27 protein-coding genes and 1 tRNA gene are annotated in these 26,556 nt (G+C 69.9%); 14 read left to right on the forward strand and 14 right to left on the reverse strand.

Features of this window, described 5'->3' with window-relative positions:
• Window positions 1–308: 308 nt before the first annotated feature.
• From ACWCPM_RS26195 to ACWCPM_RS26245, 11 genes are all read left to right on the forward strand, one after another.
• Window positions 309–701 carry a hypothetical protein gene (locus ACWCPM_RS26195; protein WP_450978717.1) on the forward strand — a complete coding sequence of 131 codons (393 nt, stop codon included), beginning with the start codon at window positions 309–311 and terminating at the stop codon, window positions 699–701.
• Window positions 698–1,666: a complex I subunit 1/NuoH family protein gene (locus ACWCPM_RS26200; protein ID WP_450978718.1), complete on the forward strand. Its 969-nt coding sequence runs from the start codon at window positions 698–700 to the stop codon at window positions 1,664–1,666. The genes ACWCPM_RS26195 and ACWCPM_RS26200 overlap by 4 nt, the downstream gene beginning before the upstream one ends.
• Window positions 1,667–1,668: 2 nt before the next feature.
• On the forward strand, window positions 1,669–2,412 hold the full coding sequence (locus tag ACWCPM_RS26205) for a 4Fe-4S binding protein (RefSeq protein WP_450978719.1): 744 nt from the start codon (window positions 1,669–1,671) through the stop codon (window positions 2,410–2,412).
• Window positions 2,409–3,068, forward strand: coding sequence for an NADH-quinone oxidoreductase subunit J family protein (locus ACWCPM_RS26210; RefSeq protein WP_450978720.1), 660 nt, complete (start codon window positions 2,409–2,411; stop codon window positions 3,066–3,068). Before ACWCPM_RS26205 ends, ACWCPM_RS26210 begins: the two co-directional genes overlap by 4 nt.
• Window positions 3,068–3,469 carry an NADH-quinone oxidoreductase subunit NuoK gene (nuoK, locus tag ACWCPM_RS26215; RefSeq protein ID WP_450978721.1) on the forward strand — a complete coding sequence of 134 codons (402 nt, stop codon included), beginning with the start codon at window positions 3,068–3,070 and terminating at the stop codon, window positions 3,467–3,469. The genes ACWCPM_RS26210 and nuoK overlap by 1 nt, the downstream gene beginning before the upstream one ends.
• On the forward strand, window positions 3,466–5,460 hold the full coding sequence (locus tag ACWCPM_RS26220) for an NADH-quinone oxidoreductase subunit 5 family protein (protein WP_450978722.1): 1,995 nt from the start codon (window positions 3,466–3,468) through the stop codon (window positions 5,458–5,460). Before nuoK ends, ACWCPM_RS26220 begins: the two co-directional genes overlap by 4 nt.
• 6 nt (window positions 5,461–5,466) lie before the next feature.
• Entirely contained in the window at window positions 5,467–7,041 is a 1,575-nt protein-coding gene (locus ACWCPM_RS26225) for a complex I subunit 4 family protein (RefSeq protein ID WP_450978723.1), read from the forward strand.
• Window positions 7,038–8,561, forward strand: a complete 1,524-nt coding sequence (locus ACWCPM_RS26230; RefSeq protein ID WP_450978724.1) for an NADH-quinone oxidoreductase subunit N — start codon at window positions 7,038–7,040, stop codon at window positions 8,559–8,561. The genes ACWCPM_RS26225 and ACWCPM_RS26230 overlap by 4 nt, the downstream gene beginning before the upstream one ends.
• A 210-nt stretch (window positions 8,562–8,771) precedes the next feature.
• Window positions 8,772–9,635: a zinc metalloprotease HtpX gene (gene htpX, locus ACWCPM_RS26235; protein ID WP_450978725.1), complete on the forward strand. Its 864-nt coding sequence runs from the start codon at window positions 8,772–8,774 to the stop codon at window positions 9,633–9,635.
• Window positions 9,632–10,027, forward strand: coding sequence for a YccF domain-containing protein (locus ACWCPM_RS26240; protein WP_450978726.1), 396 nt, complete (start codon window positions 9,632–9,634; stop codon window positions 10,025–10,027). The genes htpX and ACWCPM_RS26240 overlap by 4 nt, the downstream gene beginning before the upstream one ends.
• A gap of 83 nt (window positions 10,028–10,110) precedes the next feature.
• Entirely contained in the window at window positions 10,111–10,677 is a 567-nt protein-coding gene (locus tag ACWCPM_RS26245) for an SMI1/KNR4 family protein (protein WP_450978727.1), read from the forward strand.
• A 200-nt stretch (window positions 10,678–10,877) separates the two neighbouring features.
• Here the strand turns inward: ACWCPM_RS26245 and ACWCPM_RS26250 are convergent, their stop codons facing one another.
• Window positions 10,878–11,366, reverse strand: coding sequence for a YajQ family cyclic di-GMP-binding protein (locus ACWCPM_RS26250; protein ID WP_450978728.1), 489 nt, complete (start codon window positions 11,364–11,366; stop codon window positions 10,878–10,880).
• A 224-nt stretch (window positions 11,367–11,590) separates the two neighbouring features.
• Here ACWCPM_RS26250 and ACWCPM_RS26255 point away from each other — a divergent pair.
• Window positions 11,591–11,672 (forward strand) — tRNA-Tyr (locus tag ACWCPM_RS26255).
• A gap of 164 nt (window positions 11,673–11,836) precedes the next feature.
• Here ACWCPM_RS26255 and ACWCPM_RS26260 read toward each other — a convergent pair.
• From ACWCPM_RS26260 to ACWCPM_RS26315, 12 genes are all read right to left on the reverse strand, one after another.
• Window positions 11,837–13,204 carry a tyrosine-type recombinase/integrase gene (locus ACWCPM_RS26260; RefSeq protein WP_450978729.1) on the reverse strand — a complete coding sequence of 456 codons (1,368 nt, stop codon included), beginning with the start codon at window positions 13,202–13,204 and terminating at the stop codon, window positions 11,837–11,839.
• A gap of 69 nt (window positions 13,205–13,273) precedes the next feature.
• Window positions 13,274–13,462: a helix-turn-helix transcriptional regulator gene (locus ACWCPM_RS26265; RefSeq protein WP_138045206.1), complete on the reverse strand. Its 189-nt coding sequence runs from the start codon at window positions 13,460–13,462 to the stop codon at window positions 13,274–13,276.
• Between the two features lie 182 nt (window positions 13,463–13,644).
• On the reverse strand, window positions 13,645–14,823 hold the full coding sequence (locus tag ACWCPM_RS26270; protein WP_450978730.1) for a DUF3631 domain-containing protein: 1,179 nt from the start codon (window positions 14,821–14,823) through the stop codon (window positions 13,645–13,647).
• A 202-nt stretch (window positions 14,824–15,025) separates the two neighbouring features.
• Window positions 15,026–15,928 carry a bifunctional DNA primase/polymerase gene (locus ACWCPM_RS26275; RefSeq protein WP_450978731.1) on the reverse strand — a complete coding sequence of 301 codons (903 nt, stop codon included), beginning with the start codon at window positions 15,926–15,928 and terminating at the stop codon, window positions 15,026–15,028.
• A gap of 88 nt (window positions 15,929–16,016) precedes the next feature.
• A complete protein-coding gene (locus ACWCPM_RS26280; RefSeq protein WP_450978732.1) occupies window positions 16,017–17,300 on the reverse strand; it encodes a DNA cytosine methyltransferase in 1,284 nt (427 codons plus the stop codon).
• 497 nt (window positions 17,301–17,797) lie between these two features.
• Window positions 17,798–18,262, reverse strand: coding sequence for a hypothetical protein (locus tag ACWCPM_RS26285; protein ID WP_450978733.1), 465 nt, complete (start codon window positions 18,260–18,262; stop codon window positions 17,798–17,800).
• A gap of 204 nt (window positions 18,263–18,466) precedes the next feature.
• The gene (locus ACWCPM_RS26290; RefSeq protein ID WP_450978734.1) at window positions 18,467–20,596 is read right to left on the reverse strand and encodes an ATP-binding protein; all 2,130 of its coding nucleotides are present in this window, start codon (window positions 20,594–20,596) and stop codon (window positions 18,467–18,469) included.
• Between the two features lie 101 nt (window positions 20,597–20,697).
• The gene (locus ACWCPM_RS26295; protein WP_450978735.1) at window positions 20,698–21,000 is read right to left on the reverse strand and encodes a hypothetical protein; all 303 of its coding nucleotides are present in this window, start codon (window positions 20,998–21,000) and stop codon (window positions 20,698–20,700) included.
• A gap of 2 nt (window positions 21,001–21,002) precedes the next feature.
• The gene (locus ACWCPM_RS26300) at window positions 21,003–21,320 is read right to left on the reverse strand and encodes a hypothetical protein (RefSeq protein WP_450978736.1); all 318 of its coding nucleotides are present in this window, start codon (window positions 21,318–21,320) and stop codon (window positions 21,003–21,005) included.
• Between the two features lies 1 nt (window position 21,321).
• Window positions 21,322–21,669 (reverse strand): RRQRL motif-containing zinc-binding protein, encoded by a 348-nt coding sequence (locus ACWCPM_RS26305; protein ID WP_450978789.1) that lies wholly within the window; start codon window positions 21,667–21,669, stop codon window positions 21,322–21,324.
• Window positions 21,669–22,529 carry a protein spdB gene (locus ACWCPM_RS26310; RefSeq protein WP_450978737.1) on the reverse strand — a complete coding sequence of 287 codons (861 nt, stop codon included), beginning with the start codon at window positions 22,527–22,529 and terminating at the stop codon, window positions 21,669–21,671. Before ACWCPM_RS26310 ends, ACWCPM_RS26305 begins: the two co-directional genes overlap by 1 nt.
• Window positions 22,526–22,795, reverse strand: coding sequence for a DUF6284 family protein (locus ACWCPM_RS26315; protein ID WP_450978738.1), 270 nt, complete (start codon window positions 22,793–22,795; stop codon window positions 22,526–22,528). Before ACWCPM_RS26315 ends, ACWCPM_RS26310 begins: the two co-directional genes overlap by 4 nt.
• A gap of 804 nt (window positions 22,796–23,599) precedes the next feature.
• Between ACWCPM_RS26315 and ACWCPM_RS26320 the strand changes: the two genes are divergently transcribed.
• Window positions 23,600–24,607: an XRE family transcriptional regulator gene (locus tag ACWCPM_RS26320; protein ID WP_450978790.1), complete on the forward strand. Its 1,008-nt coding sequence runs from the start codon at window positions 23,600–23,602 to the stop codon at window positions 24,605–24,607.
• On the opposite strand, the gene ACWCPM_RS26325 is transcribed toward ACWCPM_RS26320, so the two are convergent.
• The gene (locus ACWCPM_RS26325; protein WP_450978739.1) at window positions 24,591–25,379 is read right to left on the reverse strand and encodes an NUDIX domain-containing protein; all 789 of its coding nucleotides are present in this window, start codon (window positions 25,377–25,379) and stop codon (window positions 24,591–24,593) included. The two genes, ACWCPM_RS26320 and ACWCPM_RS26325, sit on opposite strands and share 17 nt — an antisense overlap.
• Before the next feature lie 407 nt (window positions 25,380–25,786).
• Here ACWCPM_RS26325 and ACWCPM_RS26330 point away from each other — a divergent pair, with 407 nt between their 5' ends.
• Entirely contained in the window at window positions 25,787–26,548 is a 762-nt protein-coding gene (locus ACWCPM_RS26330) for a serine/threonine-protein kinase (protein ID WP_450978740.1), read from the forward strand.
• The last annotated feature ends 8 nt before the right edge of the window (window positions 26,549–26,556 follow it).

Genomic DNA, 26,556 nt, shown 5'->3' on the forward strand with positions numbered 1-26,556 from the left:
GTTCCACTTTAGTTGAGCGTTGAACTTTCTGCCACCCCCAACGACGACGGCCCGGAGGGAATGCCCCCCGGGCTTCGCAGCGCGCGGCGGCCGCCGAGGGCGTAGCGGGCGTCGGGGGAGCGCAGGGTGCTGTCGAGACCCCGGCCGCCTCGGGCGCGGCGGCCGCCGAGGGCGCGGAGGGTTCGTCGGTAGCGGGGAGCGCTTCGGCTGCGGAGGGTGCGGCGGTTCCGGGGGGTACGGCGGTTCCGGAAAAATCGCAGGCCGCGGACGGTACGGAGGCTACGGCGCAGGCAGGTTCTGACGCCGAGGTGGCGCCCGCCGGCCCCCGCTCGCGCCGTGCCCGCAGCGCGTCCGAAGGTTCCGCCTCGCAGCGCGCGGTACAGGAACCGGCGGCGGAGAAGCCCACCCGTGCGGCCACCCCCCGCAGCTCCGACGCCCCTTGGCACCACGCCCGCCCTGCTTTCGACGAGACCGGGGCACCCGACGCGCAGGTCGAGGACGGGGGCGAGGTCGGGATCGAGGCCGCGGACGAGGGCGGCATCGGGATCGAGGTCGCGGACGAGGGCGGCGTCGAGGTCAAGGGCGCGGAGAGCTCCCGCGAGACCCCCCGGAACTCTCCGGAGCCCCCCGCCCCCAAGGACTCCGGCCCCGACGATCCGCCACCCCCCACCCCCGAAGACCCTCAAGGAGGCCGGCAGTGAACGACGTGTTCGACGTCGCCCAGCGACTCCTGATCGTCTTCGTCGTCTTCCTGACCTTCCCCTTGATCGTCGGCCAGACCGAGCACAAGGTGATGGCCCATATGCAGGGCCGCCTCGGCCCCATGTACGCCGGTGGCTTCCACGGCTGGGCCCAGCTCGTCGCGGACGGCGTGAAGTTCGCGCAGAAGGAGGACATCGTCCCGTCGGGGGCGGACCGCCGCATCTTCCAGCTCGCCCCGGCCGTGGCACTCCTTCCCTATCTGCTGGTGCTGCTCGCCATCCCGATCGGCCCCGGCGAGGGTGCCGTGGGTGTGGTGATCGACGCGGGCATCTTCTTCGTGCTCGCCGTCATGGGCGTCGGCGTCCTCGGCTCGCTCATGGCCGGCTGGGCCAGCGCCAACAAGTTCTCCCTCCTCGGCGGCCTGCGCACCGCGGCCCAACTGCTCGCCTACGAACTGCCGATGCTGCTCGCCGCCGCCTCCGTCGCCATGGCGGCCGGCACGGTCTCCCTGCCCGGCATCCTCGCCGCCTTCGAGTGGTGGTGGCTGCCCTGGCAGATCGTCGGCGCGATCGTCTTCTTCGTGGCGGGCCTGGCCGAGCTCCAGCGCCCCCCGTTCGACATGCCGGTCGCCGACTCGGAGATCATCTTCGGCGCGTACACCGAGTACACGGGTCTGCGCTTCGCCCTCTTCCTCCTCGCCGAGTACGCCGGGATCGTCGTCCTGTGCGGCCTCACCACCGTTCTCTTCCTCGGCGGGTGGCACGGCCCCTGGGGTGCCGACGGCCTCGGCTGGGTCTGGACGCTGCTGAAGTCGGCCGTGCTGGCGTTCCTCGTGATCTGGCTGCGCGTCACCTACCCGCGGCTGCGCGAGGACCAGCTCCAGAAGTTCTCCTGGACCCTGCTCGTCCCCCTCTCCCTAGCCCAGATCGCCCTCACCGGCATCGTCAAGGTGGTGATCCGGTAGCCATGGCCGAATCCCTTCCGCCCACCCGGCCCCGCTTTCCCGGCAGCGGTCTCGCCAAGGGGCTGGCCGTCACCCTGCGCACGATGACGAAGAAGACCGTCACCGAGCAGTACCCGGACGTCCAGCCCGATCTCCCGCCCCGGACCCGCGGCGTGATCGGCCTGTTCGAGGAGAACTGCACGGTCTGCATGCTGTGCGCCCGCGAGTGCCCGGACTGGTGCATCTACATCGACTCCCACAAGGAGACCGTGCCGCCCGCCGCCCCCGGCGGCCGTGAGCGCAGCCGCAACGTCCTCGACCGGTTCGCGATCGACTTCGCCCTGTGCATGTACTGCGGCATCTGCATCGAGGTCTGTCCTTTCGACGCCCTGTTCTGGTCCCCGGAGTTCGAGTACGCCGAGACCGACATCCGCGACCTCACCCACGAGCGGGACAAGCTCCGCGAGTGGATGTGGACGGTGCCCGCCCCGCCGGCCCTCGACCCCGGCGCGGAGGAACCGAAGGAGATCGCCGCCGCCCGCAAGACCGCCGAGAAGCTGGCAGCGGCAGCGGCAGACCGTGCGGCAGACTCCGCAGCAGCCCAGCGCGAGGCACCCCGGCTCCAGTCCGAGGCACCCCAACCTCAGTCCGAGGCCCCCCGGCCCCGGCGCGAGGCACCCCGGTCTCAGTCCGAGGCACCCCAGCCCCGGCCCACGGAGCGTGGCGAACCCATCGAGCCGACCGATCCCCAGGGAGGAGCCTCGTGACCCTGGCCGCGACCTCGTACGGCTACCTCGCCGCCACCCCGCACGACCACCTCGCCGCGACCCAGCCCGGATTCCTCTCCCCGACCGGCGTCGAAATCGCCTTCCTGCTCGTCGGCGTGGTCACCTTCGGCGCCGCGATCGTCACCGTCACCACCCGGCAGCTGGTGCACGCCGCCCTGTGGCTGGTGGTCGCCCTCGGTGGTCTCGCCGTCGAATACCTCCTGCTCACCGCCGAGTTCATCGCCTGGGTGCAGGTGTTGATCTACGTCGGTTCCGTCGTCGTCCTCCTCCTCTTCGGGCTCATGCTCACCAGGGCCCCCATCGGCCGCTCCCCGGACGCCGACTCCGGCAACCGCTGGGCCGCCCTCGCCGTGGCCGTCGCCTCGGCCGTCGCCCTGGTCTGGGTCGTCGTCGACGCCTTCCGCACGACCTGGATCGACCTGGACGGCGCCCCCGCCGGATCGACCGAGGTCACGGGCAAGGCCCTCTTCCAGAACTGGGTCCTCCCCTTCGAGGCACTCTCCGTCCTCCTCCTCGCCGCGCTGGTCGGCGCGATCGTCCTGTCCCGTAAGGCGAAGGCCGGCGCGGCGACGGCCGGCTCGCCGAACAGCCCGTCGGTCCCCGGCACCCGAAGCGACAAGGGCGGTGCCCGCTGATGCACCTCGCCTACCCCGCCGTGCTCTCCGCCCTCCTGTTCTGCACCGGCCTGTACGGCGTCCTGGCCCGCCGCAACGCGATCCTGGTCCTGATGTCGGTCGAGCTGATGCTCAACGCCGTCAACCTCAACCTGGTCGCCTTCGACGTCTGGCTCAGCAGGACCGCCCAGGAGACCCTGCACTCCGGCCAGGCCCTGACCCTGTTCACCATCGCCATCGCGGCGGCCGAGATCGGCATCGGCCTCGCGATCGTCCTCGCCGTCCACCGCAACCGCGGCACGTCGGACATCGACAAGCTCCGCGACACCGCCGAGGGCCACGAGACCGACGGACCCGACGACGAGGCCGGCGAGACCGGCGCGGCCGAGCCGGGCGCCGAGAAGGCTGAGGCCACCGCGTGACCACGACCACCCTCGCCTACCTCGTCCCCCTCCTTCCGTTCCTGGGCGCCGCCGCCGGGCTCTTCCTGGGACGCACGGCCCCCGGCTTCGTCCGCCCGATCGCCGTCCTCCCGACGCTCACCTCGCTCGTGCTCGCCGTACTGGTCGCCGTACGCCAGAGCGGCGACGAGGCCGTCACCTCCGCCACCGAACTCACTCCCACCGGGTCGATCCCGATCGAACTCGCCCTGTACATCGACGGCTTCGCAGCCCTGGTCGCCGTCCTGGTGGTGTTCGTCGCGCTCTGCGTGCAGATCTACTCGACCGGCTACCTGCAGGACGACCCGCGCTACCCCTCGTACGCCGCACTCGTCTCCCTGTTCACCTCCGCGATGCTCCTCGTCGTCTACTCGGGCGACCTGATGGTGCTGCTGGTCGGCTGGGAAGTCATGGGCATCTGCTCCTACTTCCTGGTCGGGCACTACTGGGAGACCCCGGAGGCCCGTGCCGCCTCCATCAAGGCGTTCCTGGTCACCAAGCTCGGTGACGTCCCCTTCCTGATCGGACTGTTCGCGCTCGCCGTCGACGCCGGGTCGTTCCGCATCACACGGGTGCTCGGCGCGGTCGCGGGCGGCGGGCTCGACCACCCCACGCTGATCGCCCTGCTGCTCCTGGCCGGTGTGGCGGGCAAGTCCGCCCAGTTCCCGCTCCACACCTGGCTTCCCGACGCGATGGCGGGCCCCACACCCGTCTCCGCGCTGATCCACGCGGCGACGATGGTCGCCGCCGGCGTCTACTTCATCGCCCGTCTCCTCCCCGTCTTCCAGGCATCCGAGGCCGCGCTGGTGGTCCTCGCCGTGATGGCCGCCGTCACCATGGCCGGATCCGGCGTCGCCGCGCTCGCCCAGGACGACATCAAGCGCGTCCTCGCCTACTCGACGATCGGTCAGCTCGGCTACATGACCGGCGCGCTGGCCGTCGCCGACCGCGGCGCCGCCGTCTTCCACCTCATGTCCCACGGCGCCTTCAAGGCGCTGCTGTTCCTCGCGGCGGGCGTGGTCATCCACGCCGCGGGCACCAACTCCCTGGCCGCCATGTCCCGCATGGGCGGTCTGCGTGACCGCGTCCCCGACGCCTACTGGACGATGACCGTCGCGCTCCTCGCGCTCGCCGCGATCCCCCCTTTCAGCGGCTTCTTCTCCAAGGAGTCCGTCCTCGGCGCAGCCGAGCACGTCACCACCGGGCACACCGCGCACGTCCCCGGCGCCGCGGGCTGGATCGTCCTGGTCGCCGGCCTGCTCACGGCCCTGCTCACCGCCGCGTACGCCATGCGCTTGTGGCTGCTCGCCTTCCGCGGCCACGGCGCCGAGGTGCCGGACCACGGCAGGCAGCCGCTGACGATGACCGTCGTGCTGTGGGTGCTCGCGGCCCCGGCCCTGGCCCTGGGCGGACTGGCGTACCAGTCACTGCCCGGCTGGTTCGACGGCGGGGCGCTGACCCCCACCCTCACCACCTCCGTGCTGGGCACGGGCCTGGCCCTGGCCGGCGGCCTCGTCACCTACGCCGCCTGGCGCCACACCAGCGCAGGCGCCGCCCGTGCCCCGCTCGGAGCTGTCGCCGCCCACCCCGAGGGGGACGCCGGGCAGGTCGAGGCCGAGGCCGTCGCCGCCCACGAACCCGCCTACGGCGACGTGGCCCACGCACCCGACCCGGCGGATCCCGGACGCCTGCTGCTCGGTCCGCTGCACCGGCACGCCGCCGTCGGCTTCCACCTGGACGCCGTGTACTCGGCGCTGTTCGTCCGCCCGGTGCAGGGCGGCGCGAGTCTGGTGCGGTTCCTCGACCGCGAGGTCGTCGACACCTACGTACGCGGGGCGGGCGCCCTGCCCCGCTGGCTGGGAGCCGCCGTCCGGCGTGCCCAGACCGGCAATGTGCAGACCTATGTGAGCGCGCTGCTCGCCGGCACCGTCGTCCTGGTGGTCGCCGTCGTCCTCGTCGCCTCGGGAGCGTGAGCAGGCGTGATCGATATCAACGAGTCCGTGATGCAGTTCCTTCTGGCGTTCGTCGTCGTCGGCCCGCTCCTCGGCGCCGTCGCCGCTCTGCTGCCCGCGCCGCCCGGACTGAAGGGGAAGTCGCCCGAGCAGGCGGTACTGCGGCACGGCGTGACCGTGACCGGCGTCGTTCTCGTCGCCGCCCTCGTCCTCGCGCTCGGCTTCGACCACGACCAGCCCTCGAAGATGCAGGCGAGTACGGACATCAGCTGGATCCCCGCGCTCGACGTGCGGATCCACCTCGGTGTCGACGGCATTTCCCTCCCCCTTGTCGTTCTGACCGCGCTGCTGACCTTCCTCTGCGCGCTCTACTCGTACTTCAAGATGCCCGCGGGCCCGGCCCCGAAGGCGTTCGTCGCACTCCTGCTCGTCCTGGAGGCCGGCACCCTCGCCACCTTCACCGTCCTCGACCTGCTGCTCTTCTTCCTCGCCTTCGAGACCGTCCTGATCCCGATGTACTTCCTCATCGCCCGCTGGGGCGGTGAGGGGCGGGCCCAGGCCGCCTGGAAGTTCATCCTCTACACGCTGCTCGGTTCCGTGGTCATGCTGCTCGGCCTGCTCCTGATCGGAATCACGGCGGGCACATTCGACATGGTGGCACTCGCCACTGACAACGGCCGGTCGATGACCACATCCGTGCAGGTCATCGCCGTTCTGGCGGTCGGCATCGGGCTCGCGGTCAAGACGCCGATGTGGCCGCTGCACAGCTGGCTGCCCGACGCCCACACCGCCGCTCCGACCGTCGGCTCGGTCCTGCTGGCCGGCGTCATGCTGAAGATGGGAACGTACGGGTTCGTCCGGGTTCTTCTCCCTGTCGCGCCTGACGGATTCCGCACCTTCGCCCCGTACCTCGCCGCGTTCGCCGTCGTCGGCATCATCTACGGATCCCTTGCCTGCCTCGCCCTCGCCAAGCAGGGCGCGAAGGGCGACCTCAAGCGCCTCATCGCCTACTCCTCCGTCGGCCACATGGGCTTCGTCCTGCTCGGCATCGCCACGATGACGCCGACCGGCGTGAACGGCGCCCTGTTCGCCAACATCGCCCACGGCCTGATCACCGGCCTGCTGTTCTTCCTGGTCGGAGCGCTGAAGGACCGTACGGGCACCACCGACCTCGATGCCCTCGCCGACAAGACCGGCGCCGCGCTGTACGCGAAGGCGCCGCGCTTCGGCGGCCTGCTCGCCTTCGCCGCCGTCGCCTCCCTCGGCCTGCCCGGCCTCGCCGGGTTCTGGGGCGAGATGCTGGCGCTGTTCGGTGCCTTCCAGCCCGCCGCCGGACTCAGCCGCCCGGCGTTCCTCACCTTCATGGCGATCGGCGCGTTCGGCACCCTGCTCACCGCCGCGTACCTGCTCGTCGTGGTCCGCCGGGTCTGCATGGGCGCCGTCCAGCGGGAGGCGCCGCAGCTCACCGACGTACAGACCTACGAATACGCGGCGTGGACCCCGCTGGTCGCCCTCACCGTCGTCGCCGGGCTCTGGCCGAAGGCCCTCCTCGGTCTGACCGACCCGGCCGTGCAGCAGCTCCTCGCAGGAGGCACCCGATGAGCTCCTTGGCCCAGTCGCCGGCTGTGTCCCTGGTCCAGTCCGTCGACTGGCTGGCCATCGCTCCGCCCACCGTCGCGGCCGTGGTCGCCCTCGCCGTCCTCGTCGCCGACCTGTTCGTCGGCGATGCCAGGAAGGCGCTGCTCGGATGGGTGTCCGTGGCCGGTCTCGCCGTCTCCACGCTGATGCTGCTGCCGATCCTGGACGGCGAGCGCTCCACCTTCTGCCTCACCGGCGACTCCGACGTGTGCAGCTACACGGCGGACCGGTTCACGCTCGTCATCCAGCTCCTGGTCCTCGGCGGCGCCCTCCTGGCCGCCCTGCTGTCCGTCACGGCGCTCAAGGACGCGCGCGGGGGACTGCCCGAAGGGGAGTTCTGGTTCCTGCTGCTCTCCTCCGCGGCCGGCGCCGCCCTCCTGCCCGCCTCCCGCGACCTCGCGACCCTGATCGTCGCCCTGGAGGTCGCCGCGCTTCCCTCGTTCGCCCTGGTCGGCCTCCGGCACGGTGACAGGAAGTCCTCCGAGGCGGCCCTGAAGTTCTTCCTGTCGTCGGTCACCGCGACCGCCGTCAGCCTCATGGGCATCAGCTTCGTGTACGCCTCGACCGGCACGCTCTACCTGACCCAGATCGCCGAGCGCATCCAGGACGTCGACGGACAGCTGCACACCCTCGCCCAGACCGGCGTCGCCCTCACCCTCATCGGCTTCGCCTTCAAGACGGCCGCCGTGCCCTTCCACTTCTGGGTGCCCGACACCTACGTGGGCGCCCCGCTGCCGGTCGCGGCCTACCTGTCGGTGGTCGGCAAGGCGGTCGGCTTCTCCGGGCTGATCCTCGTCACGGTCATCGCCTTCCCGTCCTACGCCGACGTCTGGGGCCCGGCACTCGCCGTCCTGGCCGCCCTCACCATGACCGTCGGCAACGTCGGTGCCCTCCGGCAGCAGAGCACGCGCGCGTACAGCGCGGTCCGCCTGCTCGCCTGGTCCTCCGTCGGCCAGGCCGGCTATCTCTTGGTGCCGATCGCCGCCGCCGCGTACTCCGGCGACCCCGAGCACTCGATCGGCTCCACGGTCGCCTACGCGCTCATGTACGCCGCCGTGAACCTGGGCGCCTTCGCGGTAGCCGCGCTGGTGGGCCGAACCTGGACCCTCAACCGCGTCAGCGACTACCGCGGCCTGTACGCCTCGAACCCGGTGACCGCGCTGCTCCTGGCCTTCTTCCTGCTCTGCCTGGCCGGACTGCCGCCGGGCGTCGTCGGCCTGTTCGCCAAGGTCACCGTCTTCTCCGCGGCCGTCGACGCGGGCCTCGGCTGGCTCGCCGTGGTGATGGCCGTCAACGTGGTGATCGCCCTGTACTACTACCTCCAGTGGACGGCCCTGCTCTTCCGCGCTCCCGAGACAGAGCCCGCCAGGCATCTCGTGCCCGCCCCGCTCACTGCCGCGCTCGCACTGACCGCCGTCCTGGGCATCGGGCTGTCCGGTGCCCCGCAGCTCGCCCTGCGCTTCGCCGACATCGGGCTCTTCTAGACCCACGGCGCCTTTCCGCAGACGACTCGCACGTACGGGTGCCCTCACCCGTACGGCCGACGCGCGCCGCCGCACGGACCAGGGAACTGGTGGCGCTCGCCTCGCGTTGTGCAAATCGGAAGGGTCCACTGGACGTGACACCACGGCACCAGCGGGACCGGAGATCGACTAGCAAAGGGTTCCCCTGCTGCACCACTTGGAGGGCGTACCGTGCACCGCCGGCACAACGGGCTCAGGACCGCAGTACTCCTCGGGGGACTGTCCGCGCTCATCATCCTCATCGGCAGCTTCTTCGGGCGTGCCGGTCTCGTCGTCGCCGTCCTGATCGCTCTCGGCACGAACGCCTACGCCTACTGGAACAGCGACAAGCTGGCCCTGCGCGCGATGCGGGCCCGCCCGGTGAGCGAGTTCGAGGCCCCCGCCCTGTACCGCATGGTCCGCGACCTCTCGACACAGGCCCGCCAGCCCATGCCCCGCCTGTACATCTCCCCGACGGAGGCGCCCAACGCCTTCGCGACCGGCCGCAACCCGCGTAACGCCGCCGTGTGCTGTACGGAGGGCATCCTGCGCATCCTGGACGAGCGCGAGCTGCGCGGCGTCATCGGCCACGAGCTGAGCCACGTCTACAACCGCGACATCCTCATCTCGTCGGTCGCCGGTGCGCTCGCCTCCGTGATCATGTTCCTGGTCAATTTCGCCTGGCTGATCCCGATCGGCCGCTCCGACGACGACGACGGCCCCGGCATCCTCGGCATGCTGCTGATCATGATCCTGGGCCCCCTCGCGGCCACGGTCATCCAGCTGGCCATCAGCCGCTCCCGCGAATACGAGGCCGACGCGTCCGGCGCCCAGCTCACCGGCGATCCGCTCGCCCTCGCCGGCGCTCTGCGCAAGCTGGAGGCCGGTACCAAGCAGCTGCCCCTGCCCCCCGAGCCCCGCATCGAGACCGCGAGCCACATGATGATCGCCAACCCCTTCCGCCCGGGACGGGGACTGTCCAAAATGTTCTCCACGCACCCGCCCATGGCCGAGCGCATCGCTCGCCTCGAACAGATGGCAGGTCGGCGCCCATGAAGACAATCCTCAACGTCATATGGCTTGTCCTGAGCGGCTTCTGGCTGTTCCTCGGCTATCTGCTGGCGGGTGTGCTGCTGTGCATCACCGTCATCGGCATTCCGTTCGGCATCGCGGCGTTCCGTATCGGTGTCTACGCCCTGTGGCCCTTCGGATACACGACGGTCGAGCGCCGCGACGCCGGAGCCCCGTCGTGCGTCGGCAACGTGCTGTGGCTGGTCCTGGCGGGCTGGTGGCTGGCCCTCGCCCACATCGTCACAGGCATCGCTCTGTGCGTCACGATCATCGGCATCCCGCTCGGCATCGCCAACTTCAAGCTGATCCCGGTCTCACTGCTGCCTTTCGGCCGCGACATCGTCTCCACGGACCAGCCCTTCGTCTCCGGCTGGTGACGCAGACCTCGCACGTTGTCCACAACCAAGCGGTTGTCCACAGGGCGGCCCCCGTTGTCTGTGCCGCCTTGCATCATGAACGCATGACCGAGATCGAGCAGTTACTGGCACGGGTGGAGGACAAGGCCGGTAACACCCGGCCACGGGGCTGGACTTCACTTCCCGAGCCCGTGGAAGCCGCCACCGTGGCCCGCGCCGAGGCCGCGCTCGGCTTCCGCTTGCCACCCCTGCTCGCGCGGCTCTACACACGGATAGGGGACGGCGGATTCGGCCCGGAGTACGGCCTGCTGCCCCTGCTCGACAGCCCACCCGCCGGCGAGCCCGCCGCCGTCGTGCAGTACCTCGCCCACCGCGAAGGCGCCCGCCGGGACCCCGAGTGGCCCTGGCCCGAAGGAGTGCTGCCGATATCGCACTGGGGTTGCGCGATGTATGCCTGCGTCGACTGCCTCGACCCGCGGGCCCCCGTCCTGCTCTACGAACCGAACGCGGGCGACGCCGCCCACGCCTGGTACGCGGACGCCCCGAGCCTCACGGACTGGCTGCACGCCTGGGTCGAGGGCACTGGCTGGTACGAGGAGACGGAAGAGGGATCGGAGATGGAGCCCTGGTCCGACTTCCCCCTACGCACGGCCCCGATGTCCACGCTCTAGCCGGATTCCGCCCGGCTCCTCGGCACGGTGTGGCATCCGCCGCCCGCCCACCGGCCGTTGCAACCCTGAGGTACCGCGCTGCCGTCTTCCAGAGGAGGACGACACAACGTGAGCCGCCGCCGAGGCTGCCCTCGGCGATGTGCCCGCGTTGTGCCCTCAGAAGTCTGCCCAGCTACATTTGTGCACGTCAGGTGCGTCGATTACCGGTAGTTCACGAACTGCAGTGCGAAGTCGAAGTCCTTGCCCTTCAGGAGGGCGATCACAGCCTGCAGGTCGTCCCGGTTCTTGGACGTGACGCGCAGCTCGTCGCCCTGGACCTGGGCCTTGATGCCCTTCGGGCCCTCGTCCCGGATGATCTTCGCGACCTTCTTCGCGTTGTCCTGGGAGATGCCCTCCTCGATCGAGGCGAAGATCTTGTACTCCTTGCCCGAGAGCTGGGGCTCGCCCGCGTCCAGGGCCTTCAGCGAGATGCCGCGCTTGACCAGCTTGGACTGGAAGACGTCGAGGACGGCGTTCACGCGGTCCTCGGAGTTCGCCTCCATCAGGATCTTTTCGCCGGACCACGAGATCGAGGCGCCCACGCCCTTGAAGTCGTAGCGCTGCGAGATCTCTTTGGCGGCCTGGTTGAGGGCGTTGTCGACCTCCTGCCGCTCGACCTTCGAGACGATGTCGAAACTGGAGTCGGCCATGTGGTGTGGCTCCTTGTATCAGGGGGCGAGTCGGTGCGTAGCGGCGTACGCGGGCGGCGACCCGGCCCGGCTGGGACCCGGGGCCGCATCCGGACAAGACTAGCCACCCCCCGTCCTCAGGGCGGCGATCAATCGGGTGGCGAAGCACCCCTGCGTATCGGGTATCGTTTACGTCGTTGCCAGAGAACAACGCCGAAAGGCGGTTCGAACGGCGGCAAACCCCCGGCGGTGTGCCCGAGCGGCCAAAGGGAGCAGACTGTAAATCTGCCGGCTTCGCCTTCCCAGGTTCGAATCCTGGCGCCGCCACAAGACCGAAAGGGTCTGTGACCAGCAGCAATGCTGATCGCAGACCCTTTCGGCGTTCACGGGCAAGGCGTGGTCGCTATGGGTGCTTTTTCCCAGTATGTCTCACCCTGATTCGGGTGCTGACCAGCCCGTGTGGGGCAGGCGTGGGGCAGCTTCCGGCCCTCCTAGCTGCCGTTCTTCAGCGCCCGCTCGATCCGGGCGTTCGCCGTGGCGGCGCCACCGTCCAGGCACTTCGCGTACACCCGGAACAGCACGGCCACGCTGTGGCCGGCGCGCGCGGCCACCTCCTGCGGTTCCACCCCGGAGCTGAGCCACGTGGACACGGCGGCGTGGCGGAGATCATACGGGCGCTTCGCCAGCAAAGACGCGCACTGAGCGGGTGTGAGAGCACGCGAACGGGCTTCCGCCCACACCTCGCCGTATCCGGTGTCCTGGATGAGTCCGCCGCGTTGCGTCCGGAACAGCCGCCCGTCGGGGGCGACGCCGTAGGCCGTGATGTGCCACCGCAGCAGGTTCACGAGGTCGGGTGGGATCGGCACAGTGCGGACCGCTTTCCGGGGCCGGTGCTTGAGCCCTCGCCGGTCGTGCGCTTCACCGCTGTCCGTCCAGGCCGATCCCGAGCGCGGGCGGGTCTCCCGAAGTCGCAGAGTGCCCCATCCTCGGCGGGGCAAGTCGCAGTCCTGGAGACGGAGGCCGATGACTTCCGCCGGCCGCGCCGCCGCGTAGTACATGCAGCCGAAGAAGGCGACCAGGCGCCGCCCGCGGGGGCTCTGCGTCCGCACGGCATCGAGCAGGGCGAGAGCTTGCCGGGGCTCTGGCACTGAAGCCGGGTCCAGTTCCTCAGCCACCTGCTCCGGAGCCTTCCACTGCACCTGTGGCAGGGGGTTGTCCGTGAGGCGGCCAGCGTCAACGGCGTAGCCGAGTGCGTTGTGAAAGATGGCTCGCTTCCGGCGGATGGTCGACGCCGCCGCCGTGGTGCCGTCCAGCTTCTTGGTCAGGGCGTCCAAGGCGGCGCGTACCTGCATGCGGTCGGCCAGAGCGGAGGTGGGCAGGGACTTCCGCTCGAACCACGCGAGCACGGCGGCCACCTCGTCGGGCGGGTCCTGGTTGCGGCGGCTCACGTTGAATGCCCAGCTATAGAGGGCCGTCCGAACGGTCGTGGCGTCGGCCATGCCCTTGGTGTCCTTGACGAGAGTCGGCGTCACGGTGGCCATGGCTTCCGCGAGCGTCCGGCGAGTCGAGCCGGGGGAGTGCTGCCACTTCATCTCGATGTACTCGCGGGCGTGCTGGTACCAACTCACGTCGTTGCGCTGTCGCAGCTCAGAGAGCGGCACCCCGGTGGCCTCGTCGAACGGCTCGCCAGCGTGTGCCGCCCTCAGCAGCTCAGCACGTCGCCCCTCTGCCAGTGTCTTGGTGCGGAACGTCTGAGAGTGAGGGGTCTCACCCGTCTTCCAGCGCAGTTCTGCGGAGGTCTGTCCACGGTCCTTCCGCTGCCGGACGGACCAGATTCGAACGTCGTACGTCTTCCCCATCGGGGGCCTTCCTGCGAACGGGGCCCGGCATGAGCCGGGCCCCGTGGGTGGGTTGGTCAGTCGGTGCGATCAGTAGGCGGGGGAATCCAGGTTGCTGAGCCAGTCGTCCAGGTCGTTGCGGCGAACCCGCAGGTGACCGTTGGGCAGTTTCACGAGTCGCGGCGCCTGCCCACGGGCGCGCATGCGGTAGAAGGCGGCGCGGCTCATACCGATCTCGGTGAGGACTTCGGGGAGTTTGAGCATCTGGGGGCGTGCCACGGTGCGACTCCTTGGCGAAGTGTGGTGGTGGGGCTCTTGGCCCCCTTCTGGGAAGTCCGCTACATCCGCTACGCCGCTACATCGCAGGTCAGCGGGGGTGTTTTTGTAGCGGAGGGGTGGCGTGTAGCGGCTACGCGTGTGCTACGGGGTGGTGGGCGTAGCCGCTACACGCTTGGGTGCCGCTACAGATTCAGGGGCTCTGAGCTGGGCTGTAGCGGTGTAGCGGATGTAGCGGACTCTGCGGGAGGGGGCGGGCAGTAGCGGGCCCACGCGTCCGCCAGGTCCTCGGCGTGGAAGCCTTTGAGGACGCCGCCGGCGGTGCGGATGTTGCGGGACCGGACGGGGCCGTTGTCGGCGGTCATGTACTCGCTGAGCATGCGGGCCAGGCGCCGGTTGTCGAGGGGCTTGCCGTCGAGGTCGGCCCAGGGGGCGTCGTCGAGGGCGTTGAGCCGGTCGAGGATGGCGATGGTGGGCAGTTTGTCCACGCCGATCAGGACGTGGTCGCGCAGGTCGGTCAACAGCCGGATGCCGAGACTGTGTTTGTCGGTGGTCTGCGCGGCCTTGACGAGCGTCACGCACGCGTCGCGGGCCCGCTCGGGCCACTGGCCCCCGACTGCGTCCGCGATGGCCAGCAGCGGCTCCCACACGTCGGCGGGGCGGTCGGTGACGCCGTCGGGCATGTCCGGCCAGGCTCCGAGCACGAAGCCGCGTGCCTGTTCGGCCCATTGGGCGAGCCGGTCACGGAGCTTGTGGCCCTCGGCTTCGTGGATGCGGGCGCGGAAGGGTTCGACGCGTTCGTTGCGGGCCCGCCGGCGCATGCGGATGACGATGGAGCGGGTGAGGATCGTGTCCGGCAGGGAGCCGAGTCCGGCGACCGCGACCGCGCAGTACGAGGGGAATGCCTGCACGGTCTGGTTGCCGCCGTCGCCGATGCACCGGTAGGTGACGCCGGTGCGGCGGTGTCCGGCGTTCAGGAAGCCGCGCAGGTCCTCGTTGTCGCCTGCCTTGGGGCCGAAGATGGTGTCGATCTCGTCGAACAGGATCGTGGGCCGCCCGTCGGCCCCGGACACGGCCCGGAACAGGGCGGCGGCCGACGCGTTCACGGCCACCATCGGATGCGGCACTAGGGTTTCCACGATCTCCAGCGCCCGCGACTTCCCCGACCCCGGTTCGGGGGACAGGAAGGCGAGGCGGGGGGTGGAGTCGAAGCAGTCGAGCAGGTGGGCGTGCGCGTCCCACAGGGCGACCGCGACGTAGGCGGCGTCGGTGGGGAAGACGTTGAACCGTCGGTGGAAGGCTTCCACCTCGTCGAGCAGTGCGGCGCCGTCGACGGTGGGCGGGGCGGGGGGCTGGTCGCTCATGCGGCCCGTCCTTCCTGGCGGTTGCGTGACGAGCGGGTGGCGTGGCGCCCGTCGTCTGCGTGGCGGTCAGTACCAAGAGCAGTTCGGACGCCTTCGGCGACGCCCTTCGGGTCGCCCACGGCCGGTGTGGGCGGGGCGAGTTCGGCGACCTGGGGTCCGTTCGCGGGAGGCTGGCCTTCCAAGGGGGAGGATCGGGGGCCGTTCACGCCGCCTCCCGGGGTCGGGCCTTGCGGATGGAGCTGTCCAGAGCGCTGCGGATCGTGGCGCGGCACTCGGCAGCGGTGAGCCCCCGCGCTTCCCCCGCCCCTTGGAAGGCCTCTTCCACCACGTGCCGGGGGATGTCGCCCCACGCGACGAAGCGCCCCACCTTGAAGGCGCACCGGTTGAGCGTGGTGTTGCGTTGCTTGTCCGGCGCCCCGGACACGGCGGCGCACTCGGCTTCCAGCGCGGACAGAGCCGCGCGGCTCCCGTCGACCGCGGGAAGCCTCAGCGGCCCCGCGGGGCGAGTGGGGACGGGTGCCAGGATGGTTCGCAGCCATCCGGGTAGTAGGGCCGCCACAGAGCCGCTCATGGCTTCGTACGTTCCGGTGGCGGTGGTGCTGCCCGCGGCGACGACGTAGCCGCCCCACGCGCGAGTGTCGACCGAAGCGGCGACCGTGCCAGCCGTGTTGGTGAGCCGGACGCCGTTCGGGGCGGTGAAGTACAGGTGTGTTCCGCCGCTGGTGGTCCGCACGCGGTAGGTGTCGGGGACGGCGTGCCCGGCGCGCTCGCAGAGCGCCCCGAAGGTTGTCGCGCCGTCAGGCGCGTCCGAACTGCCGTTGTGCTCTGGCGTGTCCAGGTCGACCACGACCAGTCGGGAGGGGCCGGTGGCGATGCCGACGTTGAACGGCGCCCGCGACCATGCGGCGCGGATGTGGTCGGGGTCGGTGGTGGCGCGTTGCTCCCACTTCACGTGCCCGCCGGCGCACTCGCCGGTGCGGGTGCATGTGCGCTCGCCGTGCAGGGCGGGGCGCTTGGTGCCGGGGCGCAGGGGGAAGACGTGCCAGCCGCGTTCGGCGGCGTCCAGCGCTGCGGACAGCAGCGCGGGGCGGGGGTCATGGGTCATGCTGGAGTTCTCCAGTTCCTTGACGGGTGCTGGCTGGCAAGGGCGGCCCCGCGACTTTGGCGAGACGGAGGGGCCGCCCTTGGCGTGGTCAGGCGATGTCGAGGGCGAGCTGGGACGGGCCGGGGTCGGCCGCTTCGGGGGCGGGGACGGCGAGCAGGGCACGGTAAGCGAGGGCGGCCTGATGGATGACGACGCCGTTGCCGAGGATCTTGAGCTGGTCGGAGCGGGACAGTCCGAGGTCGGTGCCGGTGACCCAGCCGGGATCGGCGCCCATCATCCATTCCACGAACGCCGGGGACAGGCGCCGGTTTCCCTTGGTGCCCGCTTCGGTCGGCTCGGGTGCGGGCCGTCCCAGGACGGTTTCCCAGCGGCGGATGGCGGGGCCGTAGTCGGTGCCGTTGGTGGCCACCCATCGTGAGCCGTCGGCCAGGCCGCGGGCGAGGTACTCGATCGAGGGGCGCGAGCTCGCACCCTCCGATGCGGACCGGTTGCGGCCGTAGCGAGCGGCGGTCGGGGTGGGCAGCAGGTTGACGACCACCTCGTTCAGCGGCCGGGAGTTGGTGCCGATCAGGTTGGAGGCGCCGGACTTCCAGTCCCGCGCGGCCGGCGTGGGCAGCAGTGTCACGGCGGTGCGCAGGTTCATGCCGCCCTGCCGCTTGGGCGAGACGCCCGGACCGCCGGTTCCGTCGGCGGCGGCCGGGGTGGGCAGCAGCCTCAGGTGTCCGTCGGGGGCAGCAAGAAGACCACTTCGTCCTCCAGCGTGGGCCCGTGACCGCCAGCCTTGCGCTTGTCCGGGTGCTGGGGTCCGCCGTTCCTGCCGAGCTGTGAGGTGGGGGTTTTCAGCAGCGGGATACGCGACGGCGAACCAGCGGTCGCGGCGGTGGCAGGCGCCGACTTCGGGGTCTCCAGCGCGTAGGCACATCCAGCGTGCGTCGTACCCGATCGCGGCCAGGTCGGCGGCGACGACGTCGAGTCCCCGGGAGCGGATGGCGGCGACGTTTTCCAGGAAGACGAGTCGGGGTCGAAGAACGCGAACGGCGTGGGCGATGGTTTTCCAGAGTCCGGAGCGGTCACCGGCGATCCCTCCCCGAGGTCCGGCGTTGGAGATGTCCTGGCAGGGGAAGCCGGCGGTCAGTGCCGCCGGGCGGGGCGTGAACGCGGCGACCGCTTCCCAGTCGACGGCCGTGACGTCACCGAGGTTGCGGGCGTGGGGCATGCGGGCGGCCAGCAGCCGGGAGGCGGCCGGGTCCTTCTCCGCGACCGCGACCGTGGGCAGGCCGGTGACGGCTTCCACGGCCTGGTCGAGGGCGGCGGAGCCGGTGCACAGGCTGACGTTGCCGCCGTCCGGCGGCATGCCGGGGTGATGGGTCATGCTGGAGTTCTCCAGTTCCTTGACGGGTGCTGGCTGGCAAGGGCGACCGCGCATCTTTGGCGAGAGCGGGCGGTCGCCCTTGGCGTCCTCGGACTGTCAGGCAGTCGAGGCAGGGGGCGTAGACGCGGCGAGACAGCGGGTGTCATGATCGCGAGGGCTGCCGGGACGGGTCCGGCGCCGGGGGGGATCATGAGGGTCTATCTCGTTTTGGGGCTGCTGGGTCTACTTGTTGCCGCATCCGGTCTTGCGACCCTTGCCAGGGGATGGGTGTTGCCGGGCTATCGGCGGGTGGTTCGCCGTCCGCCACTCTTCGGTTGGGGGCAAGTGATTCTGGCCTTGGGGCTGTGTGGGCAAGCCATCGTTGTGCTGCTGGTTCACGACCCCGAGACCAAGCGCTGGTGTGTTCAGACAGGCAACGCGGTTCTGTTCCTCGGTGCGGGCATGATGGTTGTGAGCCAACTCCGAACGCGTCCTACGCGGCGAGGCTCCGACGTGTCCTAGCCGTGGAAGTGGTTGCGCTTGATGACGGCCTTGCGGATGTTGACCGTGGTCCCACCGGCGTGCCGGTTGGCTCCGAAGACCTGCACGGCGATCCATCCGCCGAAGACGATCGCGGCCAGCGTGATGAGCTGGGTGATGAGCGCGGTGAGGGCGGTGATGAACGTGGTGAGGAGCAGCAGGCCGCCGCACACGGCGAGGAACCCGACGCCCCCGAGGGCGACGTTCACCGCCGCGCGGGAGACGACCGGCTTCGCGGCGACCGGTTCCGGCTGCACGGGGCTCATGGCGTAGCCGGTGACGACGCGGCCGTCCGGCAGGACGACGCTCGCGACCGTCGGAACGGCGCCCGGCTGCACCGGCATCAGCGGCGCCGGCTGCACGACGACGGGCGTGATCGGGGTCGGCTGGTAGGCGGTGACGGCCCGTTCGACGGGCACGCCGGGGGTGTGGTCGGGGTACATGCGGAATCCCTTCCGGTGCGAGGTTGGGGAGGCAGGGACACCCCCTGCCGGGGGCGCTGTGGAGGGGGTTTGAGGGGTCTGAGCTGGGGTGCCTCCCCGCCTCCCCGAACCGATGTTTTCGCTGATCACCGTGGGGGAGGCGGGGTGGGGAGGGGGTTGGGGAGTTCTCCCCGCCTCCCCGGACCGGGGCGGCGCGCCTCCCCGTCACCCGTCGGCGGAAGCGGAAGCGTCGGTGTCGCGGTCGGTGAGGGCGCGGGAGAGGTCGTCGCGGCGGACGGTCATGCGGCCGTGCGACTTGTACGCCTCGACCCCGGCGGCTTCCAGGACGCGCTTGAGGTCGCCGAAGGTCCATCCGCCGTAGGCGTCCTCGCTGAGGATCGCGAGCCGCTTGATGATGTCCTGCGTGAAGGAGCGGTCGGCTGTGCCCATGACGTCGAGGACGTCCGCGAGCGCGTCCCGCTCCTCACCCTGCTCGATGGCGTGCAGGGTGGTGACCCCGTCCCGCAGTGCCTTGGCCCGGTCGGCGATCAGGTGGGCGTCGTCGGTGCTGATGTAGTGCGTGCGCACGGTGATGGACGCCTGTCCGGCGGGGATCGCGATGCCGTCGGAGGCGACGACCACGGTTCCCTTGTCCAGGCCGGGACGGAGCAGGTTCGGCGCGGCCCCGCCGTCGACCGCCTTGTCCCCCAGCGCCATCCGCGCCTGTGACTCGGTGCCCAGCGCGAGCGAGGCACGCGTGTGCGCGCCTTCGCGCACGAGCTTGGGGAGGTTCTGGTCGGTGGGGTCCTGGGTGCCCTGCCACATCAGGACGTTGACCGCACGCCCCTGGTTGTGGATCTTGCGGACGGCGGTGAAGTACCGGGACTTGGCCTTCGAGCCGCCGTAGGGGCGCTTCTCGTCGTCGACGGCCGGGCACATGAACGCCACCTGCGCTTCGTCGACCAGCACGATCAGCGGCGGGAAGCCGGTGCCGGGCGGGGCCGTCAGGCGGCGGTTCATCTCGTCGACCGCGCCCTCGACCATCTCGGTCACCTCGATCACGTGCTCATCCGTCGGGCCCTGGATGAGTACCGTGGCCAGGCCGTCGAACATGGCCCAGTCACCGGCACCTTTGAGGTCACCCATGAGGAACTGCACCGACCGGTCCAGAGCGAGCCACAGGGCGAGCGCGCGCAGGGCGGCGGTCTTGCCCTGGTTGGACAGACCCGTGATGAGCAGGTGGCGCTGGTAGAGGCTGATGGCGGCGGCGTCCCCGCGCAGGTCCTGCCCCCACGGGGCACGGCCCTTGGCGTAGTCGCCGGTCAGGGTCTCGTCGGTGGCCAGCGGAGACGGCCCGATCGGCTCGTCCAGCGCCCCCGAGTCGGCGACCCACAGCCGCACCGTGCGCGCCGCCTGAGGGATCGTGATGAACACCTCGTGCTCGTGCCTGCTCAGGTTCTCGGCAAGCTTGCGCCGGCGCTGCTGCACCTCGTTCGTCGACACCCCGGACGGCAGCGTGACGTCGACCTCGACCCCGCATCCGGCGATCACGATCGGGGACAGCATCGAGGCGCCGGCGTCGCCCATCTCCTTGATGGCGTTGCGCAGCGCCGGGACTCCGAGGTCGCGCAGGGCCTTGACCACGATGGACGGGGTGATCGGCTCACCCTCACCGGAGCGGACGTTCGCCGGGAGTGCCCACTGGGGTGCGGCGTGCTGCTTGCGGCCGACCGACCACAGGGCCAGCAGGGCGAGGAACGGGCCGATCGAGACGAGCGGGCCCCACACCACCTGCACGATCCGGATCAGCAGCGCGATGAAGTCAACGGTTGCCGACAGCGGGGTGATGATGTCGCCGACGTGGCCGGTGTTGATTGCCATCACGATCCCGAGCGCGACCAGGACACCGACGCCCATGCCGGCGCCGACGGCGACGCCCTTGGCCGCGTCGACGGGCGAGTGCAGGAGGTCCATGCGGCGGTGGTGGCGGGCGGCACGGAAGCGCTGCAACCGCTCCTCCCACTCCTGCGCCGCTTCCAGGTTCCCCGCGGCTTCCGCCGCCCGGATCATCCGCTCGTAGCGGGAACCGGTACGCCCGTCCCACGTGCGACGGGCCACTATCCGCCCGCCGTTGACCGTGTACAGGCTGTGCCGGGCGATCCCGCGCACGGTCGCCTTCGTGTGCTCGTGCGTGACGGCCGTCCGAACGGCGCGGCCGGAGCGCACCCACAGCGGCACGGGCGCGGGCGGTGCCGGGTCGGGGACCACGGTCAGCGTGGTCACGGCCGCCGTCGCGGTCGCGGTGCCGGGGGGCGGGTCGGTGGGCTTGTGGAGGTGAACGACGTTCTCGGACATGCGGGGAGTACTCCTGACTGCCCGGATCGGGCGGGAGTTGAAGAAGAAGGGGGTGCCGGGGCGGTCGGGTCCGTGGCAGTGGGCGACCGCCCCGGGGTGGGTCAGTGGCCCTGCCGGGCCCGGTTCTCGGACGCGCTGAGCTGCGACGGCTCGAAGCGGGGGCCGTCGACCCAGCAGAACGGGCGGATGGTGTCGGCAGCGGTGAAGACACGGATGGCGGCGCCCGCGGGGGCGTCGGGCAGGGCGTAGACGCGGCCGCCGTCGAGTGAGGCCAGCAGGCGAGCGGCGTGGTGCTCACAGCCGTTCGCGCCGCCGTTGAACGCGTCCAGCACGGTCACCACGGCCGGCCCGACGCACGGCGTGGGGTCCTCGGGGTGCGCGGACGGGCAACGGAGCTGGTCCACGCTCACCACCACCCCGACGACTTCTTCGCCGCCTTGGCGCGGGCGGCCTCGGTGATGAGCCTCTGCCGTTCGCCGTGCAGCGCGGTCAACTCCGCGCTCAGCCGCATCTCCGCAGCCGTCGCGGTGGTGTCCATCTGTTGCTCCGCACGGCCGGTGCTGCGCCCCTTGGCGGCGCGGTAGGAGCCGCCCGCCAGGGCGCGGGCCATGGCCCGCCGCTCGCTGCCGTTCAGAGGCCACCACTCGCCCCGCCGGACCGCTTCGAGCTTCTTCGCCGTTGCCTGGATCTCACGGTCCAGGCGGCGGATATCGGAGTTGCCCATGTCAGGGGCTCCCTTCAGACCCGTACGGGCCGGGGTAGGCGCACGGCACGCACATGCCGAGCGAGACGGGGATGACGTATCCGGCATCACGCCGGCAGGCCGGACAGACGCGCCGCGCGGCGTTCGCCTTCGCCAGTGCCGCCCGACGGGCGGGCGTCATCGGCCGGACCGGTTGGGCCAGGTCGACGCGGTAGAGGTAGGCGACCAGCGGTTCGCGCCGTCGGCGCGGACGTTCGAGCTGCGCGGCCACGCCTTGACCGCCGGGGCGCAAACCTTGGGCGCGCAGTTGGCGGCGGGTGGCGTAGCCGTCCGGGGCCAGCCGCCACCGGAACACCGGCAGCGCGGCCATCAGGCGACGCGCTTCCACGCGGCCCGAAGGCGGACCTCGGATGCGGAGTGGCCGGCCGCCCGGAAGCGGATCGCCATCTCCCGGTATGACAGGGCGGGCGTTTCGCTGCGCCGGATGTCGTCCACGATCACGTCCAGCGCGTCATCGGTGAGCGCCGGGGCGGCTTCCAGCGACCGCGGCGAGACATCCTCGGTGGGCCCCCAGACAGGGAGTTCCCACAGGGGCGTGACGCCGGGCGTGACGCGGTGCGTCACGCTGGTCAGCGCCCTGCCGGTGTCCTCGCCCCGACGGGCCGTCTCCAGCGTCGACCACGCCGCGGACAGCGTCTGCGCGGTCCTCGCCTGCACCCGTGCGACGCGCGCCCCGGCGGCCGTCACGGCCGTCAGCCGGGTCTCCTCGGTGGAGGCTTCGGCGCGCAGCCGGGCACGGGCCACGGCCGCCTCGTCGCGGGCTTCCTGCTGAATGCCCGCGATGGCGTCCAGCGCGGCCGGGGTGAGAGCGGTGCGCTCCCACAGGCCATGGACCAGCCACAGTGCCTTCGCCGCGACCGGGAGCCACGCGACGGCCAGCCACGCGCCGGCCGAGTGCTCCGCGGTCAGGGCGTGGGCGACCAGGACGCCGGTGGCGATGAGGCCGAAGGACCAGCCGACCGCGGTCACGGCCCGGTTGTGGTCGCCCTGAGCGGCGAGACGGCGTTCGTAGGCGAGGGTGGCCAGCCATCCCCCGTCGATCCCCAGACCGACCACCAGCGCGACGGGCCACGGCATCGCCGTGCCGAGCCACATCATGACCACGGCCAGCGTGAGGACCATGGACACCGCCGTCATCGCGACGGCGGGTGCGGCGGTCTTGCCCCTCACGCCGCACCGCCCGGCAGGCTCGCGGCGGCGGTGCGGTTGGCCAGCTCCACCCGGGCGGCGAGCGCCCGGCGACGGGCCCGGCGGATCCGCCGGGCGTCCAGCTCGGTCGGGGTGCGGTCAAGGGTGGTGATCTGCGCGTCCAGCAGGTCGACGTCCGCGAGGATCACGGGCATCTCCAGCTCGACCGCGTCCAGCTCCGCATCCGTCGGCTCCATGAAGTCGGCGAACGCGGTAACAGCGTCCTGAACAGTAACGATGTGCTCCATTGGGTCGTGTTCCTCTCAGATAGGAACGGCCCATCGCGGCTCCCGGGTGGCACCCCGGGAGCCGCTCGCCGTTGGAGTCGGTTCCGGCTCCCCTCAGCGCTGCACGTAACGAGACGTGCAGCGGAGGCAACCGGCCGCCGCGCAAGGCGGCGGGAGTCAGAGGCACGCGGGCCTGAGCCGCGCCGGACACCTTTTGCGGGAGGTGACGGCCCGTACTGCGCGATATGGATCTGTGCCTCAGTCCCGCTCCTCCGAGGAATCGCAGCTCGGTCTCTTCGCGCGGCGTGGTTGCCCTTGGGCAGATCCGTTCTTTTGAGTCGGCACGTGTCCCTGACGGGAGAAGACCGACTGGTCTCCACTCACCTCGGCCCGCATGGTCACGGCCGTCATATCTGTGGCGGATCACGCTGTGGAGTTGTTGTCTGCACACCGAGAGCGGGAGCTACCTCCAGCGTTCTGGTGCGCACCAGTAGGTTCCCATCTGGTGCGCACCAGAGTCAAGACCGGTTCGCTCGGTTGGTTGGGATTGCCCCTCGCGGTGCATCTCCAGAAAACCTCTGGAGGCAGGGCCGCCGGTAGCCAACAGGGCTTAACATCCGTCCTGTTAACCCCTGTTGACCTGCGGCAACGTGCGTCATGCTGGCAAGGTGGTGCGAGGGAACCAACGCCGGAAGGTGGCCCGTGAGTACAGGACTTCGAAGCGCGCGGTCGGCGCGCGGGTGGTCGCAGGAACGTCTTGTTCGCGAGATTGAGCAGTTCGCCCGACGGAACCTCACGGACGTTGCCTCAACCGCGAGTTTGCGGGTGTACGTATCCGAGTGGGAGAACGGCAAGCGCACCATCTCCGACCGGTACGCGCGTGTCCTGCGGCAGCTCCTCGGGGTCACGGACGGGGAACTCCGGGACGCCGTACCAGCGCCGACGGCGCCATTCGCAGACGGCTACGACGACCTTCTGAGCCGGATCGATTCGGCCAGCAGTGTCAGTGATTCCATGGTGAAGACGTTCAATGACCAGACCGAGCTACTGCGCACGATGGACCGGCAAAGGGGTGCGGCGGCCCTTGTCGACCAGATGAGCGGTCACCTTGCAGCCCTGGAAGACGCGCTCAACTTCGCTGTGCTGCCTGCCACGCGCCGGCCGGTGGCGCTCGCACTCGCGGGAGCGTCAACGCTCGCAGCGTGGCAAGCGATCGACTCGGGGGCGGTTGAGCGGGCGTGGCGGCACTACGAACTCGCCAAGCGCGCAGCACGCGATGCCGAAGAACCTATGTACCTAGCGCACGCGATGGGCGAGCAGGCCTACGTGCTCTGTGAGGCGGGACGACCAGCGCTCGCTGTCGACCTCGTGCGCGATGCTCAGCGCACCGTCGCGCAATCCGGATCCGCCCGGCTGCGGGCATGGCTGTACGCCGCGGAAGCCGAGTTGTGCGCCCATGCCGGGCTGCCGGACGACAGTCGCCGTGCGCTGGACGCTGCCGCGGCCGTTATCCCGCAGGGCCAGGAGGACCGGGACCCGGACATGCTGAGCATCTTCCTGAACGGTGCCCATCTCGCCCGGTGGCAGGGCAATGTGCTCGCCCTACTCGGGGAAGAATCGGCGGTTACCAACCTCTACGGCGCGCTCGAAGTGATGGACCCGACGTTTGTACGCGCCCGGGGCGGACTGCACGCTGACCTGGCCCAAGCGCACCTCACGCGAGCCGAGTACGACGACGCCAGTACGCATCTGCGTCAGGCTCGCCTGTTGGCGAGCCGGACCGGTTCGGTCCGGCAGCGCCGTCGCGTTGACCTGCTTACTGCGCGGTTGTGAGTCCCTGCGTGCGCCGTGCCGCGAGGATGTGCAGCAGAGCGACCAGGGTGCCCGATCCCAGCAGTTCACCGCGGGCCATGAGTCCAGGGATGTCCGTCAGGGGTACCCACTCGATGTGGCCGGCTTCTTCGAGGTCGGTCGGTTCTCCGACCTTCTCAGCGCCGTGCCCTACGAAGATCTCGTGGGGCGAATCGACCATGCCGACCATGGGCTGATAGCTCACGACGTGTTCCAGCGACTTGGGGCGCCATCCGGTCTCTTCGACCGTTTCCCGCAGCGCCGTATCAGCCGGGTCCTCCCCTTGGTCGACGATGCCGCCAGGGAGCTCCCAGCCGAACTGCTTCGGAACGAAGCGGTAGCGCCAGATCATCAGAACGCGGTCCTGATCATCAATGACGGCCGTGATCGCTACGTGGTGCAGCCTCACGACGTGGTGTTCGAACCGCTTCACGCCCGGCGGCTCAACGTCCCAGAGCTGGAGTTTGACCCATCGGTTGTCGTACACGTCGCGCTCGCCGTGGATCCGCCAGGGCTCTACCCCCTCCGGGCGCTGAATGCTCACCGCACCAGGTACCCGGTACGAACTCCGTTCCCGAACCTCCAACAACCCCTCTGAGACGAGACGGGCGAGTACTTGTCGTAGGGCTGTCCGGCCGATGCCGAGTTCTTCCACAAGTGTGCGTTCCGAGGGGAATTTGTCACCGGGTACATAGTCGCCTGCCGCGAGCCGCGCGCGAAGCGTCTCGTAGACCTTGGTCGTCTTAGGTCCCATCTGCGGAGCACTCTCCGTTCTGACGTGGTGCGTACCAGGTTACCGGGGCTGTTCTCCCTGCCGGCCGGAGTGGCTCAAGGTCTTTGTCTACGGCGCGCGGCGAACTCGCCTGAGAGTGGGCGAGCCTCCGTGCATGAGCCGCCCGAGGAGCCACCTAGAGATGTGCGACCGTCACCGGTGAGCCATTTTTTACTTTATGTGAGATTTTGCGGCATTTGAGGTGACGCAATAGTAGGCGAATACTTGCAACCCTCTTGCGAGGTTCGGTAAAAGCTGGATGATTGTTGCACCTACGTGTCGCGCCCGCTGCAAAGTGTCGAGTGGGCAAGTCATGAAACGAGAATTCATTGAGTCAGCCCCCTGGCGCTCCGCGTTTCAGTGTCGAGGAGATAACCAACCGCCTAGGCATGCCTGTGTCGTTCCTCGGATCCGGAGCATTCGGCGACACTTGGAAGGCGGGTGATGACGCTGTAAAAGTGATTTGCGTGGATGGCTACCCGAGGACGAGGTTGGAGCGAGAAGTAGAAGGGCTCTCACGTGTCAGCTCCCCCTACGTTGTCGCATTTCGTGGGCTGGAGGAAATAGAACTTGGGGGTCAGCAGAGGCCGGCATTGCGCTTCGAATATATCGAAGGCGGCGACGTCGAGCATCGTCTGAACAATGGAGAACTGTTGTCGATGAACTCCGTGCGTGGCTTCCTCAGGGGGCTGTTGCTTGGAGTGCAGGCCCTTCATAAGGCGGCGACGATACATCGTGACGTGAAGCCCGCCAATATTGCGTTGCGTGAAGGGCGGTGGGACCGTCCGGTCCTGCTAGACCTGGGTCTGGCCAAGCAGATGGATTCAACCACAATCACGGTTTATCCAGGACACATTGGCACCGTGCCCTACATGGCTCCCGAGCAGCTTGAGGGGCGGCGTGCGCGCAAAGCAGCTGACTTGTGGGCTGTGGGTGTATCGGTACGCCAGATAATTACTGGGCGACATCCTTTTTATTTGCCGCATGAAAAGTACACCCTCGATGAGGCCTTCGCTAAGCTTGCGGCGGGCCCCGAGACCCTACCAGAGAATTGTCCAGATGACGTTAGACAGGTACTAGATAGGCTGACGGCATTCATCGAGCATGAGCGTGGCAGTAGCGCCAGCAACTTGGCACGGCTCATCGAGTAGCAGGCTCA

It is taken from the genome of Streptomyces sp. NPDC002309 (assembly GCF_053593375.1).

Bases quoted from the DNA above. Each gene is read 5' to 3' on its own strand.
- ACWCPM_RS26205 (WP_450978719.1), top strand. From the start codon at position 1,669: ATGGCCGAATCCCTTCCGCCCACCCGGCCCCGCTTTCCCGGCAGCGGT.
- nuoK (WP_450978721.1), top strand. From the start codon at position 3,068: ATGCACCTCGCCTACCCCGCCGTGCTCTCCGCCCTCCTGTTCTGCACC.
- ACWCPM_RS26230 (WP_450978724.1), top strand. From the start codon at position 7,038: ATGAGCTCCTTGGCCCAGTCGCCGGCTGTGTCCCTGGTCCAGTCCGTC.
- ACWCPM_RS26240 (WP_450978726.1), top strand. From the start codon at position 9,632: ATGAAGACAATCCTCAACGTCATATGGCTTGTCCTGAGCGGCTTCTGG.
- ACWCPM_RS26245 (WP_450978727.1), top strand. From the start codon at position 10,111: ATGACCGAGATCGAGCAGTTACTGGCACGGGTGGAGGACAAGGCCGGT.
- ACWCPM_RS26250 (WP_450978728.1), bottom strand. From the start codon at position 11,366: ATGGCCGACTCCAGTTTCGACATCGTCTCGAAGGTCGAGCGGCAGGAG.
- ACWCPM_RS26260 (WP_450978729.1), bottom strand. From the start codon at position 13,204: ATGGGGAAGACGTACGACGTTCGAATCTGGTCCGTCCGGCAGCGGAAG.
- ACWCPM_RS26270 (WP_450978730.1), bottom strand. From the start codon at position 14,823: ATGAGCGACCAGCCCCCCGCCCCGCCCACCGTCGACGGCGCCGCACTG.
- ACWCPM_RS26275 (WP_450978731.1), bottom strand. From the start codon at position 15,928: ATGACCCATGACCCCCGCCCCGCGCTGCTGTCCGCAGCGCTGGACGCC.
- ACWCPM_RS26280 (WP_450978732.1), bottom strand. From the start codon at position 17,300: ATGACCCATCACCCCGGCATGCCGCCGGACGGCGGCAACGTCAGCCTG.
- ACWCPM_RS26285 (WP_450978733.1), bottom strand. From the start codon at position 18,262: ATGTACCCCGACCACACCCCCGGCGTGCCCGTCGAACGGGCCGTCACC.
- ACWCPM_RS26290 (WP_450978734.1), bottom strand. From the start codon at position 20,596: ATGTCCGAGAACGTCGTTCACCTCCACAAGCCCACCGACCCGCCCCCC.
- ACWCPM_RS26300 (WP_450978736.1), bottom strand. From the start codon at position 21,320: ATGGGCAACTCCGATATCCGCCGCCTGGACCGTGAGATCCAGGCAACG.
- ACWCPM_RS26305 (WP_450978789.1), bottom strand. From the start codon at position 21,669: ATGGCCGCGCTGCCGGTGTTCCGGTGGCGGCTGGCCCCGGACGGCTAC.
- ACWCPM_RS26315 (WP_450978738.1), bottom strand. From the start codon at position 22,795: ATGGAGCACATCGTTACTGTTCAGGACGCTGTTACCGCGTTCGCCGAC.
- ACWCPM_RS26325 (WP_450978739.1), bottom strand. From the start codon at position 25,379: ATGGGACCTAAGACGACCAAGGTCTACGAGACGCTTCGCGCGCGGCTC.
- ACWCPM_RS26330 (WP_450978740.1), top strand. From the start codon at position 25,787: ATGCCTGTGTCGTTCCTCGGATCCGGAGCATTCGGCGACACTTGGAAG.